The organism is Halomonas citrativorans (genome assembly GCF_900163645.1).
In the GTDB taxonomy this organism is placed as follows: Bacteria; Pseudomonadota; Gammaproteobacteria; order Pseudomonadales; family Halomonadaceae; genus Vreelandella; species Vreelandella citrativorans.
In genome coordinates, this window is the sequence record NZ_FUKM01000057.1 from 125,515 (window position 1) to 139,925 (window position 14,411).

Annotated in this window: 13 protein-coding genes; 5 read left to right on the forward strand and 8 right to left on the reverse strand. The window is 56.9% G+C overall.

What is annotated here, in order from left to right; genetic code table 11:
* Positions 1-8: 8 nt before the first annotated feature.
* From dgcA to CZ787_RS14455, 4 genes are all read right to left on the reverse strand, one after another.
* On the reverse strand, positions 9-2,081 hold the full coding sequence (dgcA, locus tag CZ787_RS14440) for a dimethylglycine demethylation protein DgcA (protein ID WP_087110432.1): 2,073 nt from the start codon (positions 2,079-2,081) through the stop codon (positions 9-11).
* 11 nt (positions 2,082-2,092) lie between these two features.
* Positions 2,093-2,626, reverse strand: coding sequence for a 4-vinyl reductase (locus CZ787_RS14445; RefSeq protein ID WP_087110434.1), 534 nt, complete (start codon positions 2,624-2,626; stop codon positions 2,093-2,095).
* 96 nt (positions 2,627-2,722) lie between these two features.
* Positions 2,723-3,700, reverse strand: a complete 978-nt coding sequence (locus CZ787_RS14450; RefSeq protein ID WP_087110436.1) for a dipeptidase — start codon at positions 3,698-3,700, stop codon at positions 2,723-2,725.
* 196 nt (positions 3,701-3,896) lie between these two features.
* On the reverse strand, positions 3,897-5,033 hold the full coding sequence (locus CZ787_RS14455) for a GlxA family transcriptional regulator (RefSeq protein ID WP_217883881.1): 1,137 nt from the start codon (positions 5,031-5,033) through the stop codon (positions 3,897-3,899).
* A gap of 343 nt (positions 5,034-5,376) precedes the next feature.
* Here CZ787_RS14455 and mscL point away from each other — a divergent pair, with 343 nt between their 5' ends.
* Positions 5,377-5,892, forward strand: a complete 516-nt coding sequence (mscL, locus tag CZ787_RS14460) for a large-conductance mechanosensitive channel protein MscL (protein ID WP_087110438.1) — start codon at positions 5,377-5,379, stop codon at positions 5,890-5,892.
* A gap of 77 nt (positions 5,893-5,969) precedes the next feature.
* Here the strand turns inward: mscL and CZ787_RS14465 are convergent, their stop codons facing one another.
* From CZ787_RS14465 to hemC, 4 genes are read right to left on the reverse strand one after another with little or no spacing between them, the layout of a single operon-like run.
* On the reverse strand, positions 5,970-7,232 hold the full coding sequence (locus CZ787_RS14465; protein WP_087110440.1) for a heme biosynthesis HemY N-terminal domain-containing protein: 1,263 nt from the start codon (positions 7,230-7,232) through the stop codon (positions 5,970-5,972).
* Positions 7,229-8,683: a uroporphyrinogen-III C-methyltransferase gene (locus CZ787_RS14470; RefSeq protein ID WP_087110442.1), complete on the reverse strand. Its 1,455-nt coding sequence runs from the start codon at positions 8,681-8,683 to the stop codon at positions 7,229-7,231. The genes CZ787_RS14465 and CZ787_RS14470 overlap by 4 nt, the downstream gene beginning before the upstream one ends.
* A 17-nt stretch (positions 8,684-8,700) precedes the next feature.
* Positions 8,701-9,522 carry a uroporphyrinogen-III synthase gene (locus CZ787_RS14475; RefSeq protein WP_087110444.1) on the reverse strand — a complete coding sequence of 274 codons (822 nt, stop codon included), beginning with the start codon at positions 9,520-9,522 and terminating at the stop codon, positions 8,701-8,703.
* The gene (gene hemC, locus CZ787_RS14480; RefSeq protein ID WP_087110446.1) at positions 9,519-10,463 is read right to left on the reverse strand and encodes a hydroxymethylbilane synthase; all 945 of its coding nucleotides are present in this window, start codon (positions 10,461-10,463) and stop codon (positions 9,519-9,521) included. Before hemC ends, CZ787_RS14475 begins: the two co-directional genes overlap by 4 nt.
* 294 nt (positions 10,464-10,757) lie before the next feature.
* Between hemC and argH the strand changes: the two genes are divergently transcribed.
* The 4 genes from argH to dapF are packed head-to-tail and all read left to right on the forward strand — an operon-like array spanning position 10,758 to position 14,408.
* A complete protein-coding gene (argH, locus tag CZ787_RS14485; protein ID WP_087110448.1) occupies positions 10,758-12,161 on the forward strand; it encodes an argininosuccinate lyase in 1,404 nt (467 codons plus the stop codon).
* Positions 12,158-12,280 (forward strand): LPS translocon maturation chaperone LptM, encoded by a 123-nt coding sequence (gene lptM, locus CZ787_RS14490; protein ID WP_087110450.1) that lies wholly within the window; start codon positions 12,158-12,160, stop codon positions 12,278-12,280. The genes argH and lptM overlap by 4 nt, the downstream gene beginning before the upstream one ends.
* Before the next feature lie 23 nt (positions 12,281-12,303).
* A complete protein-coding gene (gene lysA / locus CZ787_RS14495) occupies positions 12,304-13,575 on the forward strand; it encodes a diaminopimelate decarboxylase (protein ID WP_087110452.1) in 1,272 nt (423 codons plus the stop codon).
* Positions 13,575-14,408 carry a diaminopimelate epimerase gene (gene dapF / locus CZ787_RS14500; protein ID WP_087110454.1) on the forward strand — a complete coding sequence of 278 codons (834 nt, stop codon included), beginning with the start codon at positions 13,575-13,577 and terminating at the stop codon, positions 14,406-14,408. The genes lysA and dapF overlap by 1 nt, the downstream gene beginning before the upstream one ends.
* Positions 14,409-14,411 lie beyond the last annotated feature (3 nt).

Sequence of the window (14,411 nt, forward strand, 5' to 3'; positions counted from 1 at the left end):
TTAGTGTGTCAGAAGTCTTTGCACAACCGCAGCGCATCGTAGATGGCCGCATGCGTGTTGCGTGGCGCGGTGCAGTCACCCAGACGGAACAGCACGAAGCCATCGCCGCTTTCAGACAGGCAGGGCTGAGGCTTGATCGCGTAGAGCGCTTCGATATCGGTCTGGCCCTTGTTACGCGACTGCTCCTTGAGGCTGTAATAGAGGGCTTCATCCGGGCGCACGCCGTTTTCCACCACCACCTGATCCACCACCCGCTCTTCCAGCGCGCCGGTGTACTCGTTTTCAAGCACCGCCACCAGTGAGTCGCCTTCGCGATATACCTTATGCAGGGCGAGATCCGAGGTCATGATGACCTCTTTCTCATAAAGGCTGCGGTAGTAGGTGGGGAAGGTCGTGCCACCTACTGCGGCCCCTGGCTTGATATCGTCGGTAACGATCTCAACTTTTGATCCCTTGTCGGCCAAGTAATCAGCAGCCGATACACCGGAAAATTCGCAGATAGTGTCGTAGACCAGTACGTTCTTGCCCGGCGCTACGCTGCCGCTAAGAATGTCCCAAGTGCTGACCACCAAACTCTTGCCCAGGTCGCTGTCGTAGCCCCACTCCGGTACCTGGGAGAGGAACGGCTGCCCGCCGGTGGCCACAATCACTATATCCGGGCGCAGATCAGCAATGGTCGCTTCGTCGGCACGGGTATTCAGGCGCAGGTCGATCTCAAGGCGTGCCAGCTCCAACTGGTACCAGCGAGTGATGCCAGCAATCTGATCGCGCTGGGGGGCTTTCGAGGCCAGGGTGATCTGACCACCGATCTGATCCTGGGCTTCAAACAGGGTGACATCATGACCGCGCTTGGCGCATACGTGTGCCGCTTCCATGCCCGCCGGGCCACCGCCCACGATGACTACCTTGCGTTTGGGGCCTTCGCTCTTCTCGACGATATGCGGCAAGCCCATATATTCGCGCGAGGTTGCGGCGTTCTGAATGCACAGCACGTCCAAGCCCTGGTACTGGCGGTCGATGCAGTAGTTGGCGCCCACGCACTGCTTGATCTGGTCGATCTGGCCCATCTTAATTTTGGCAATGATATGAGGGTCGGCAATGTGGGCGCGGGTCATACCCACTAGATCCACGTAGCCGCCTTCCAAAATACGTTGGGCCTGGTTGGGGTCCTTGATATTCTGGGCGTGGATAACCGGCACATTGACCACTTCCTTGATGCCCGAGGCCAAGTGCAGGAAGGGCTCGGGCGGAAACGACATGTTCGGAATGACGTTGGCCAAGGTATTGTGGGTATCGCAGCCTGAGCCTATCACACCGAAATAATCGACCATGCCGGTGGCATCGTAATAGGCAGCGATCTGCTTCATGTCCTCATGGGTCAGGCCGTCCGGGTGGAACTCATCACCGGTGATACGCATGCCGACCACGAAGTCGTCGCCCACTTCAGCACGCACTGCCTTGAGCACTTCCATGCCAAAGCGCATGCGATTTTCAAAGCTGCCGCCCCACTCATCGGTACGCTTGTTGACCCGTGGGCTCCAGAATTGGTCGATCAAATGCTGGTGCACCGCAGATAGCTCCACGCCATCCAGCCCGCCCTCCTTCGCCCGGCGTGCCGCTTGGGTGAAGTCATAAATGATGCGGTGAATCTCTTCAACTTCGATGGTTTTACAGGTCGAGCGATGGACGGGCTCGCGGATGCCCGACGGTGATACCAGCGTTGACCAGTCGTAGCCGTCCCAACGTGAACGACGGCCCATGTGGGTAATCTGAATCATGATCTTGCCACCGTGCTTGTGCACGGCGTCCGCCAGATTCTGAAAGTGCGGGATGATGCGGTCGGTGGAGAGGTTGACCGAGCTCCACCATGCCTGGGGGCTGTCGATAGAAACAATCGACGAGCCGCCGCAGATGCACAGGCCACAGCCGCCCTTGGCTTTCTCTTCGTAGTATTTGACGTAACGCTCGGTGGTCATGCCGCCGTCGGTAGCGTAGACCTCGGCGTGGGCCGTACTGACCACACGGTTACGAATGGTTTGGCTGCCGATCTGGATTGGTTTGAACAGTGCCTCAAATGCCATGGCGACGCTCCTCAGTTCTTGGGCGTGACAACAAACAGGCCGTACTCACAGCCCTTTTCGGCGCCGCTTTGGGTCTGTTCGGCAACCGTACGCAGCGAGCTTCCACGCGCACTCATAATCTGGTCCATGGCACCGGCAAACCAGCCGGTGAACATGTACTCGATTTTGCGGTCCACCTTGCCCATCTGATACACGAAGGCGCTGTGTTCAAGGCGTACGCGGGCCGTGCCAGCATCCAGGTCAATCTCTTCGGTCACGAAGATGCCCCAGCCGCGCTGCGAAAGGCGTTTCATGTAGTGCTCGAACACGTCCACGCCTTCCATACCGTGGAGTTCGGCCTCTTTTTCACACCAGTGCCAAGCGCTTTTATAGCCCGCGTGGTAGAGGATGTCGGCGTATTTTTCAGCACCCAGGGCCTCTTCAATGGCGACGTGGTTGTTGACGAAGAAGTGGCGCGGGACATACAGCATCGGCAGCGCGTCGGTTGTCCAGATACCGGTTTCGCTGTCGACGTCAATCGGGAGTTCGGGGGCGGTTTTGGTCACGGTTGTATTCCTTGCACTTATATTTATTCAAAAGACATTGAGTTATTCAACGGCTTCCAGAGTCTCGTCGAACGGCAGTACAGGCTGTGCATGTACTTATTCGCCCCACACATCCTTCAAGGTTCTAACCCAGTTCTCGCCCATGATTTTTCTGGCCTGAGATTCGCTCAGGCCGCGCTTGAGAAGCGCCTCTGTCAGGTTGGGGAATTCGCCGATAGTACGGATACCTTCGGGATTAATGATCTTGCCGAAACTGGTCAGGCGGCGGGCGTAGCCCTTGTCGTGGGTCAGCCACTCAAAGAAGTTCTGGTCATGGCCTTGGGTGAAGTCGGTGCCGATACCGATGGCATCTTCACCCACGATGTTCATGATGTACTCAATCGCTTCGCAGTAGTCGTCGATGGTCGAATCAACGCCCTTCTTGAGGAACGGGGTGAACATGGTGACGCCGACAAAGCCGCCATGGTCGGCGATGAACTTGAGCTCAGCATCCGACTTGTTGCGCGGGTGCTCCTTGAGTCCGGAAGGCAGGCAGTGCGAGTAGCACACCGGCTTTTTGGATTCGAGAATGACTTCTTCAGAGGTCTTGGCGCCTACGTGGGAAAGGTCGCACAGCATACCCACACGGTTCATTTCGGCAACGATCTCGCGGCCAAAGCCGGACAGTCCGCCGTCACGCTCGTAGCAACCGGTGCCGACCAGGTTCTGGGTGTTGTAGCACATCTGCACGATGCCCACGCCGAGCTGTTTGAAGATCTCGACATAACCGATCTGGTCTTCAAAGGCATGGGCATTCTGGAAGCCGAAAATGATCCCGGTCTTGCCTTCTTCCTTGGCGCGCATGATGTCAGCGGTGGTACGCACCGGGCGAACCAGGTCGCTGCACTCCTCCATCAGTTTGTTGGAGGCGACAATATTGTCCACCGTTGCCTTGAATCCCTCCCAAACCGAGACGGTGCAGTTGGCTGCCGTCAGGCCGCCACGGCGCATGTCTTCCAGCAGTTCGCGATTCCATTTTGCAATGATCAGGCCGTCAATGACGATGGCGTCCTGGTGTAATTCGGCAGGGTTCATAACGTGGCTCCTGAATTGTTTATGTAGGGAGCATAGCGTTGAGGTGGTGTCTATCTGCGCTTGGAAACGACGATGGAAATTCCAAAAGCGTCATCATGAGAAATGCAGGTGCAGGAAGCCTGGTGAATAAGCAGAAAACACGGTACAAAAAAAGAGCCGCCTTGCGGCAGCTCTAGTTCAGCGGTGGCACATCCGTTCAGCCAAGAGGAACGCTGGCAAAGGTGGGTTCGCCCTGGGCATAGGCCAAGGCCAGCAGTGCGCTTGATGCCGGCTCGTTGCTGACAGGTTCTACCCCCCAGCGCTTCAGCAGCGGAGGGTTTTTTTCCGGCGTTTTTTGGCGTGAATGGATGCCCAAGCGCTCATCGCGCGGCGGAATACCAAAACATTCCCGATAGCACTTGGAAAAATGCGGGGTAGAAACAAAGCCGCATACCGAGGCAATCTCAATGATTGAGAGAGGCGTTTGCTTGAGCAATTGGCGCGCCCTGACCAGGCGCAGCTTTAGGTAGTACCTGGAGGGCGAGCAGTGCAAGTAACGTTGGAACAGCCGCTCCAGCTGGCGGCGGGAAACATCGACATAGTTTGCCAGCTCATCAAGCTCAAGCGGCTCTTCAAGGTTGGATTCCATCAACGCGACGATTTCCAGCAGCTTGGGCTGCGTCGTACCCAGCACGTGTTTTAACGGCACGCGCTGCTGATCCTGCTCGTTGCGCATACGCTCATAGACGAACATTTCGGAAATACCTGCGGAAAGCTCCTTGCCGTGATCGTGAGCGATCAGGTTGAGCATCATATCCAGCGGCGCCGTTCCGCCCGAGGCAGTGAAACGGTCACGGTCAATGGAAAACAGCCGCGTCGTCAGGGCGATTTTCGGAAACGCCTCTTGAATGGAGGCCAGGCACTCCCAGTGAATGCTGATTTCATAATGGTCCAGCAAGCCCGCTTGGCCCAACGCCCAGCTACCGGTACAGATAGCACCCAAGCGTCGCAGTTGGCGCGACTGAGCCTGTAGCCATTGAATATGCTCGCGGCTAACGCTGTGCTGAGGAGCGACCCCGCCACATACGACCACCCAGTCAAGTGAGAGCGGTGCGTGGATAGAGGCGTCCGGCGTCACATTAAGGCCGTCGCTGGCGCGCACCGGTGCACCGTCCTGAGTCAAGGTATACCAGCGGTAAAGCTCTCGCCCCGCCAGCTGGTTTGCCATGCGCAGTGGTTCAATCGCTGACGCCAGCGAAATGAGGGTGAAGTTGTCCAGCAGCAGAAAGCCGAGCGTTTGCGGTATGTGCGAGTGACCTACTGGCATGGTTTTTTTGGATTGATCGGTGGTCATGGTCTTTACCTCTATCACCTAACATCATTGATTTTCTTTTTATTATCGTTCTATGTCGCTGGTGTCTTGTTTTGAGCCCCTGCGTTAGATACGTGCTGCTTGCCTGCATATTGGCACGAATGACTCTTATACTGACAAAGCAATCTGAAAAGTAACTCAATGGGTGTCGCAAATAGAACGCTTGAGGTCGCTTTGAAAGTGGTAAATACCGATGCTAAGCGGGTGTCAGTGATTAGCGAAACGGTTTTTCAACACTCAGTGTCGTTTTAATAAGTCATTGAACCCAAAGGCTTTGCACACAAAACGCTATAAGCTCATAATCTGAATGCGTAAGGAGGCATCAATGGCCAGGTTTTTCAAGGAGTTCCGCGAGTTTGCCGTTAAAGGCAATGTGGTAGATATGGCGGTGGGCATCATTATCGGCGGTGCGTTTACACTGATTGTGCAAAGCCTGGTAAGGGATGTCATGAATCCGGTGATCGGCCTGTTGGTCGGCGGTATCGATTTCTCTAACCTGTTTGTCGTGCTCCGAGAAGGAGCAACGTCAGCATCGTACCCCACACTTGCGGCGGCTCAGGCAGACGGTGCGGTGACGCTCAATCTTGGTCTGTTTATCAATGCGGTCGTCAGTTTTACGATTGTTGCCTTTGTGGTCTTCATGCTGGTGAGAACCATCAACCGCTTAAAGCGCGAAGAGGTGGAGGCGCCCAAAAGCCCGGTCGAAAAGCCCTGCCCGTATTGCTTTATGACGGTACCTATCAAGGCGACCCGCTGCGGACACTGTACGTCAGAGCTGGCTGTGCCCACGCAAGCTGAAGAGCAGTCTCTAAAGGCGGCAACGTCTCCACCGCAGGCGTGACGGCAAACGCTATTCAGGACGGGTCAACGGCATAAAAAAGGGGCGCCTCGCAGGGCGCCCCTTTTTCGTAGCGTACCTTAAGCGCGTTTTTTGGTCGCTTTCGTATCCGATTTTTGACTGTCGCTGGCATCGCTGGGTTGGGGGAGCGAAGGCAGTGACTGCGCTAGCATTTCTACGCTGTGACGGTAGTAAAGCTGGCTTTTATTGTGTTCGCCAAGGCTTGCGTAGAGGCGCGCAAGCTCGGCGCACACCTCACCATTGGGACGCTGGCGCTGGCTGGCCTCAAAGTACTCCAGAGCTTTTTCCCACTTGCCGGTACGCAGTGAGAGGCGGCCACAGGTCAGCAGCAGTTCGGGGTCATTGGGGCGCTCTTGCAACCACTTTTCAGCTTTTGCCAACTGGCGCGCCGCGTGCACGTTCAGCAGGCCGTAACGCTTCACCAACCGGGCATCCCAGTGATGATCCAGCGAGTGGTTCAGCAGACGCTCGGCGATGCTCTCTTCGTTAGACTGGACCAGCGCATCGGTGTACAGCACGATCAGTTCGGTATTGCCGCGCAGGTACTCGGGCATGTCTGCCCAGAGGCCGCGAACGCGCTCGATATTACCGGGGTTTTTAGCTTCAAACAGAATCAGCTCACGGTACGCCTTGAACTCAAGCTGCTCGCGCTCCTGCTGGGCAATCAGCTTTTGGGCAGCCAAGCGTGGCAGCAGCCAGCGCAGGCCTTCCCAGTCGTTGACGCTCAGGTGTACCTGCTTGAGCAGTTTCAGTACCTGCGGGTGGTCGCTTAGTTTTCTGTCCAGACGATTCAGAATTGCCAGCGCCTCTTCAGGCTGCTGTCGATCAATCATCAACTGCGCCTGCATCAAGCCAATAGCCGTGCCGGCGCCCTCAGTGGTGAGCTGCGCTTGGTTCAGGTGCTCTTGAGATTTAGTGTGGTTACCCTGGTAGTGTGCTGCCAGGGCGGCCGACAGGTAGTTAACCAGCGGCGTGCTGGAGTCATTGGCGGCATGTACCAGGGTTTTTTCAGCTTTTTTCCAGCGGCCTTCCGTCAAGGCGACCAAACCACGCACGGTACGCTTCATGGCACGGCGATTACGCGCACGGCTGTTCCAGGTACGGAAACGGCCCACAGGGCGGATAATGCCGGTTAGCAGCCGCAGCGCAAAATGCACCACAATAAATGCGGCCAGTAGCAGAATCAGGCCAAACCAGAACGAGGTCTGGACCGAGGTTTCACCTACCCGAATTAACCAGTAGCCAGGTACTGACATCATCAGGTGCCCAAACAGGGCACCGACGGCTAGACCCGCGACCAGCAGGAGAATAAGTTTTCTCATGCATCACCTCCCTCTTCGCCGTTTTGCTGGCGCGTCCTGAAGCGGTTTTCAATAAAGTGGGTCATGGCCTGCTGGGAGGCACTGATATCCGGCAGTTCGGGCTCAATATCCGCTTGCTTAAGCTCCTGAAGGCTTGAGATCACGCTTTGCGTGGCGTCGCTGTCCAGGTCGTAGTAGCCATTAAGTAATTCCAGCGCTTTATCGATACTGGCTTCATACAGTGGCTGCTCCTCTTTCAACAGGGCAAGCTGGGCCTGCTCAAGAATCAAGCGCAGGCTTTGGCGCAGGTATGACTCTTGCTCGGGAGTGACCAGCATTTCCATCGGTTCGTCGTGGTGACGAATCACGACCAGATCTTTAAGCTCTTCACCAAAACGTGCCAGCTGACGCTGGAAGTTGCCGGTAGGCGGCTGCTCAATGCCAGAGGTTATGGCGCGTTCTTCCACTTCCTGCGAAAGACGCAGGCTGGAAACACGCTCTTGCAGCGCATTAAGCGCTAGATAGAGTCCCGTACGATCCACCCGCGGCACGCCATCCAGTGCGGCAAGCTCGTTAGCAATATCACGACGCACGGCGGTTAACGCCGGGTTGTCAGCATCCGCCAAGCGGGCGTCGGCGGTACGCAGCAGCGCAGCAGCACCGTCTACATCGCCTTCAAGCTGGAGGCGCTGATTCGCCAGGCGCAGCAGGTAGGCCGCTTCTGCATGCAGCCAATCGCGGTCGTCGGTGTCTTGCGTCTGGGAAAGCTGGTTCAGCACATCATCCATCGTGCTGTTGACGTCGCTGCGGTAGCTATCAAGCTCGCTGCGTAACTCTTCCAGCGTGCCATCAAGGGCCTGGGTACGTTCGCGTTCGCTGCTTTCAATGCGTGACTCAAGGTCGCTCACGGATTGCTGAGTCGCGCTGCTGTCGGTCTGTTGGCTTAACGCATTGATGCGCTGTTGCTGGCTATCAAGGCGTTGCCAGCCCTGCCAGGCCACTACAATAAGCGCCACGCCCAGCACTAGTACCAACACCAAGGCTAACAGGCCGCCTTTGCCGCCTTTATGCTGCTCACCTCCACTTGGGGGAGGCGGCGTTGTGCCTTTTCCACCGTTACCGGAGGGACGATTGGGCGTTGTTGTACTGCCACTGGGCTCTTTTTTAGCCGTGGCAGGTTCAGTGACGCTAGCTGTCGGCTTCTCGCCGTTAGGCGTCGTACTGGAGGGGGATGCGGTGGCAGATGTCGTACCAGGCTTGCCGCTGTTTTTACCACGCCGACGAGAGCTAGCGTTTTTCGGCGCGTCGCTTGATGGCTGAGCAGCTGAGCTTGCGGGCGGGCTGCTGTCAACCGCGCTGGATGGCGAGGGAGTTGAGGCAGACGCGGCAGTTTCGCCCGGCTTGGCGCTTTTTTGAGGCGCGTCGGCGGACGCTTTTTGTACGTCTTCCTGGTCGTTTGGTTGTTTGCTCATCTGTCGCTAGCCCTTAATTAAGTTCCTTGATCGACATCGGCACCCATAGGGTTACAGGACCTGTCCAACGCAGCTGCAAGGGCAGCTGGCGTTGCTCCCGACGCCACCTTGAGGTCACAAAAACCCAGTGTACCGGCCAGTGTAGCTAAACGCTGACTGGAAACGATTAGCGGTTGGTTCAACGCTGTTTGATCACACCATTTTGCCAGATGTTCGAGCAGTTCGCTGCTGGTGACGATGAGTGCTCGAAAATCTCCCGTAGCAAGGCGGGCCTGGAGTGAGGCCGAAGGCGGATGAAAAATGCGCCGATACACAGCGACCCGGGTCATCTGAGCACCGCGTTCTGTCAGCGTCTCGGCCAGTAGCGTTCGGCCACCTTCTCCCGCCACCAGTAATATCCGCTGATGTGCGACATTCTTCAGTGAGGCGAGCGCTAAAAGTGCCTCGCTGGTGTTATCGCCGCGCTCATTTCCAGCCTTTTGTTGGTCAGCACCGGGTCTGTCAGCCGCTGCTGATGGGATGCGTACCCGTACGCCCAACTGGTCAAACAGTGCCTCTGCCGTAGCGCTCCCCACGCCATAATAAGCAATGCCAGTGGGTAGCTGTGGCCAGTAGCGATCCAGCGCGTTACCTAAACACAGGGCCGCGAAGGGGCTAACCACTATTACCTTGTCGTACTGGTCAATATCCAGCCAGACGCGGCGCATCAGCGGGTCCTCTGGTAGCGCTTGAAGGCTCATCACCGCCATTGGCTCTACCCAGGCGCCCGTTGCGCGCAGCGTATTGGCAAGCACTTCACCGCGCTTGCCAGGTCGGCAGATCAGCACTGGCTGTGTCATACGTGGTTGCCGTAGACCTCGGCCAAAATATCGCCTGCACCCTGGTCAAGCAGCTCTTCGGCAATGCGAATGCCCAGTGCTTCAGGCTCGTACATTGAGCCGCGGCCTTCAGCACGCAATACTTCGGTGCCCTCAGGATTGCCCACCAGCCCGCGCAGCCACAGCGTCTCATTGGCCTTGTCGAGCACCGCGAAACCGGCAATCGGTACTTGGCAGCCGCCTTCCAGGCGCGTATTCATGGCGCGTTCTGCACGTACGCGGGTGGCGGTGTCCGGGTCATCCAGCGGAGCCAGCAGGCCGATCAGTTCCGGGTCATGCAGGCGGCACTCAATGCCCAGCGCGCCTTGGCCGCAGGCGGGCAGGCACACTTCTGGCGGCAGTGCCTGGGCAATACGCTCTTCAAGGCCCAAGCGTTTTAAGCCAGAGGTCGCCAGGATAATGGCATCGAATTCACCATCGTCTAGTTTGGCCAGCCGGGTTTGCACGTTGCCGCGCAGGCTGAGAATTTGCAGGTCAGGGCGAGCTTCACGAAGTTGGAGCCCGCGACGCAGGCTGGCGGTGCCTATTTTGGCCCCTTCAGGCAATTCATCGATGCTTTTATAATGGTTGGATACAAACGCATCGGTAGGGTCTGAGCCCTCTAAAATAACCGAAAGCCCTAAGCCTTCGGGGAAAAGCATGGGGACATCCTTCATCGAGTGGACGGCAATATCCGCGCGGCCATCCAGCATGGCGTCTTCCAGCTCTTTAACAAATAGCCCCTTGCCGCCAATTTTAGACAGAGGGGTGTCGAGAATTTTGTCGCCTTTAGTAGAGAGCGCGACCAGCTCAACCTCAAGGCCCTCATGGGCAGCCATCAAGCGGTCACGGACGTGCTCGGCTTGCCACATGGCCAACTGACTTTTCCGCGTAGCAATACGCAGTTTGGTGATGGATGACACGTTATTCTCCCTTTGCCGCTGACGCGGCGCGTCAAGCTATGATGTGTCTCATCATAAAGCACCCGGGCGCACAGTAAAAATAACTGGCTGTTTTTAAGAAGCTGTTTTAAGCCACTGTCTTCAAAAGCTGTCTCCAAGAGCAGTCTTAAAGAATTGCCTTAAAGATAAGTGCTCGGCGGGCCAAACGCCATTACTCTGCAAATGTAGGCGGCCCGAACTCAAGCCATAAGCGCAATGACTCTGTTACACTTTCCGCCATCGACTCTTTTGTTTTGTCAGCAGGATATACCTCCGATGAGCCAAGCTACGAATCAGTCCTGGGGCGGTCGCTTCAGCGAGCCTACCGATGCCTTTGTGGCGCGTTTTACCGCGTCTGTCACCTTTGACCAGCGCCTTGCGCGCCAGGATATTCAGGGCTCTATTGCCCACGCCACCATGCTTAGCCGCGTAGGCGTGCTGACCGACGAAGAACGCGACGCGATTATTAACGGTTTGACCGAAATTCAAGGTGAAATCGAGCGCGGCGAATTTAACTGGTCGGTGCCGCTTGAAGACGTCCACATGAATATCGAAGCACGCCTGACCGACAAGATCGGTATCACTGGCAAGAAGCTTCACACCGGTCGTTCGCGTAATGATCAGGTAGCGACCGACATCCGCCTGTTTATGCGCGACGAGATTGACGTCATTGAGGTGGAATTAAAGCGCCTGCGCGAAGGCATGATCGAGCTTGCCGACCGCGAAGCCGATACCATCATGCCCGGCTTTACCCACCTGCAAACCGCCCAGCCGGTCACCTTTGGTCATCATCTGCTGGCCTGGCAGGAAATGCTCGCCCGTGACCATGAGCGCCTGCTGGATTGCCGTAAACGCGTGAACGTACTGCCGCTGGGCGCCGCTGCGCTGGCGGGTACTACGTACCCGATTGATCGCCACGTTACTGCGGAGCTGCTGGGCTTTGACCGGCCGGCAGAGAACTCGCTGGATGCCGTGTCGGATCGCGACTTCGCGATTGAATTCACCAGCTTTGCCAGCATCTTGATGATGCACCTGTCACGCATGAGCGAAGAGTTGGTGCTGTGGACCAGCGCCCAGTTTGACTTTATCGACCTGCCTGACCGCTTCTGCACCGGCTCTTCCATCATGCCGCAGAAGAAAAACCCTGACGTGCCAGAGCTGGTACGCGGTAAAACAGGCCGCGTATATGGTCATTTGATGGGCCTTCTGACGCTGATGAAGTCGCAGCCGCTGGCCTACAACAAGGATAATCAGGAAGATAAAGAGCCGCTGTTTGATGCGGTGGATACGGTGCGCGACTGCTTGAAAGCGTTCGCGGATATGGTGCCTGCCATTGAGCCGAAAAAAGACAGCATGTATGAAGCGGCGCGGCGTGGGTTCTCTACCGCCACCGACCTTGCCGACTACCTGGTCCGTAAAGGCGTTGCCTTCCGCGATGCCCATGAAATCGTCGGTCAGTCAGTTGCTTACGGCCTAAAAACCCAAAAAGATCTCTCGGAAATGAGCCTGGAAGAGCTTCAACAGTTCTCCTCTATCATCGAGCAGGATGTTTTTGACGTACTGACGCTGGAAGGCTCGGTGGCCGCGCGTAATCACATTGGCGGGACGGCGCCCAATCAGGTACGTGCCGCAGCACAGCGCGCCCGCGAGGCGCTCTCGTTACTGCAGGGTCAGGCATGAAAACATTAGCGCTTATCGCGATCATCGCTTTATTCGTCGCGGGTTGCGGTCAGAAGGGGCCGCTTTACCTGCCCGACGATAACTCACCCGATAACGGTGTGGCCGAACAGGCTGGGTAAGCGGCTGCAGGAGAGACGACATTATGGATCATTTTAACTACCGCGACGGCGTGCTTTACGCCGAAGATGTGCCGCTTTCGCAGATCGCCGCAGAGCACGGCACGCCTTGTTACGTTTATTCCAAGGCAACGTTTGAGCGCCACTTTCGCGCTTACACCGAAGCGCTTGGCGGCCATCCGCATTTGATCTGCTACGCCGTTAAAGCCAACTCTAACCTGGCGGTGTTGGGCCTGCTTGCAAGGCTAGGCGCTGGGTTTGATATTGTCTCGGTCGGTGAACTTGAGCGTGTATTAACCGCCGGTGGCGACCCCGCAAAAGTGGTGTTTTCAGGCGTTGCCAAGCAGCCCCATGAAATGGCGCGCGCGCTTGAGGTGGGCATCAAGTGCTTTAACGTCGAGTCGCGCCCCGAGCTTGAGCGCTTAAATGCCGTGGCGGGTGAGTTGGGTAAAATCGCCCCGGTTTCGCTACGCGTGAATCCGGACGTGGATGCGGGCACGCATCCGTATATCTCCACTGGGCTTAAAGACAACAAGTTTGGCATCGCGGTTGATGACGCGCTTGAGGTTTACGAGCTGGCCGCCAGCCTGCCGAATCTTCAGGTGAAGGGGTTGGATTGTCATATTGGTTCGCAGTTGACTGAAACCGCTCCGTTTTTGGACGCACTGGATCGGCTATTGATGCTGATGGAGCGCCTGCGCGAACGGGGTATCGAGATTGATCATTTGGATCTGGGCGGCGGTTTGGGCGTGCCTTACCGGGATGAAACGCCCCCGCAGCCGTTTGATTACGCAAGCCAACTGTTAGCTCGCCTGTCGCGCTGGAAAGGCGGCGAAAATCTGACGCTGCTGTTTGAACCAGGCCGCTCTATTGCCGCCAATGCAGGTGTCATGCTGACGCGGGTTGAATTCCTGAAGCCCGGCGAAACCAAGAACTTCGCCATTGTTGATGCGGCCATGAATGACCTGATTCGCCCGGCGCTGTATCAGGCGTGGCAGGCTATCGTGCCGGTGGACACCCGTGAAACTCGCCCAAGTGCGGTGTATGACGTGGTCGGCCCAGTGTGCGAAACCGGCGATTTCCTGGGTAAAGAGCGTGAGCTTGTGATTGCTGAAGGCGATCTTCTGGCGGTACGTTCAGCGGGTGCTTACGGCTTTGTCATGGCGTCCAACTACAACAGCCGCCCGCGTCCGGCCGAGCTAATGGTCGATGGCGATACGTGTCACGTGGTTCGGCGTCGGGAGACGGTCGAAAGCCTTTGGGCGGGCGAAGCGCTGCTGCCTGAAGGAGCGCGCTAATGCTTCTGCATTTCACCAAAATGCACGGTCTGGGCAACGACTTTATGGTCGTTGATCTGGTAACCCAGCGTGCCCGGCTGCGTGAGGAGCATATCCAACAGCTGGCCGATCGTCGCTTTGGAATTGGTTTTGATCAACTGCTGGTGGTTGAGCCGCCCCGCAACCCCGAGATGGACTTCCGCTACCGTATTTTTAATGCCGACGGAAGTGAAGTGGAGAACTGTGGCAATGGTGCTCGTTGCTTTGCGCGCTTTGTGCGCGACCAGCGCTTGACCCACAAGCATGAGATTCACGTAGAAACAGCCGGTGGCCCGCTGGTTTTGCACGTACAGCACGATGGCCTTGTTCGTGTCGATATGGGGCGACCACGCTTTAGCCCGGCGGCACTGCCCTTTGAAGCCCCAGGCGACCAACCATTACACGAACTTGAGGTCGACGGTGAAACGCTTCACATCGGTGTGGTATCCATGGGTAATCCCCACGCGGTATTGCAGGTGGAAAGCGTGGAGCGCGCCCAGGTTGAGCGTTTTGGGCCGTTGATGGAAGCGCACCCTCGCTTCCCCAAGCGTGTTAACGTGGGCTTTATGCAGGTTCTTTCGGCTAACCAGATTCGTCTACGGGTATTTGAGCGGGGCAGTGGCGAAACGCTTGCTTGTGGTACCGGTGCGTGCGCCGCCGTTGCTAGCGGAATCCGCCAGGGCGTCCTGAAAAGCCCGGTGAACGTTCACCTGCCCGGCGGCGAGCTGACGATAGAGTGGCCCGACCCGGAAGCGTCCCTGATTATGGTCGGCCCGGCTACACGCGTTTTTGATGGTCGCGTAGCACTTAATTGATAG

What these genes read in the sequence shown, in the direction of transcription:
- CZ787_RS14465 (WP_087110440.1), bottom strand. Translation starts at nt 7,232, where the DNA reads ATGAGAAAACTTATTCTCCTGCTGGTCGCGGGTCTAGCCGTCGGTGCC.
- CZ787_RS14470 (WP_087110442.1), bottom strand. Translation starts at nt 8,683, where the DNA reads ATGAGCAAACAACCAAACGACCAGGAAGACGTACAAAAAGCGTCCGCC.
- lysA (WP_087110452.1), top strand. Translation starts at nt 12,304, where the DNA reads ATGGATCATTTTAACTACCGCGACGGCGTGCTTTACGCCGAAGATGTG.
- CZ787_RS14475 (WP_087110444.1), bottom strand. Translation starts at nt 9,522, where the DNA reads ATGACACAGCCAGTGCTGATCTGCCGACCTGGCAAGCGCGGTGAAGTG.
- dgcA (WP_087110432.1), bottom strand. Translation starts at nt 2,081, where the DNA reads ATGGCATTTGAGGCACTGTTCAAACCAATCCAGATCGGCAGCCAAACC.
- CZ787_RS14455 (WP_217883881.1), bottom strand. Translation starts at nt 5,033, where the DNA reads ATGACCACCGATCAATCCAAAAAAACCATGCCAGTAGGTCACTCGCAC.
- CZ787_RS14450 (WP_087110436.1), bottom strand. Translation starts at nt 3,700, where the DNA reads ATGAACCCTGCCGAATTACACCAGGACGCCATCGTCATTGACGGCCTG.
- argH (WP_087110448.1), top strand. Translation starts at nt 10,758, where the DNA reads ATGAGCCAAGCTACGAATCAGTCCTGGGGCGGTCGCTTCAGCGAGCCT.
- lptM (WP_087110450.1), top strand. Translation starts at nt 12,158, where the DNA reads ATGAAAACATTAGCGCTTATCGCGATCATCGCTTTATTCGTCGCGGGT.
- mscL (WP_087110438.1), top strand. Translation starts at nt 5,377, where the DNA reads ATGGCCAGGTTTTTCAAGGAGTTCCGCGAGTTTGCCGTTAAAGGCAAT.
- dapF (WP_087110454.1), top strand. Translation starts at nt 13,575, where the DNA reads ATGCTTCTGCATTTCACCAAAATGCACGGTCTGGGCAACGACTTTATG.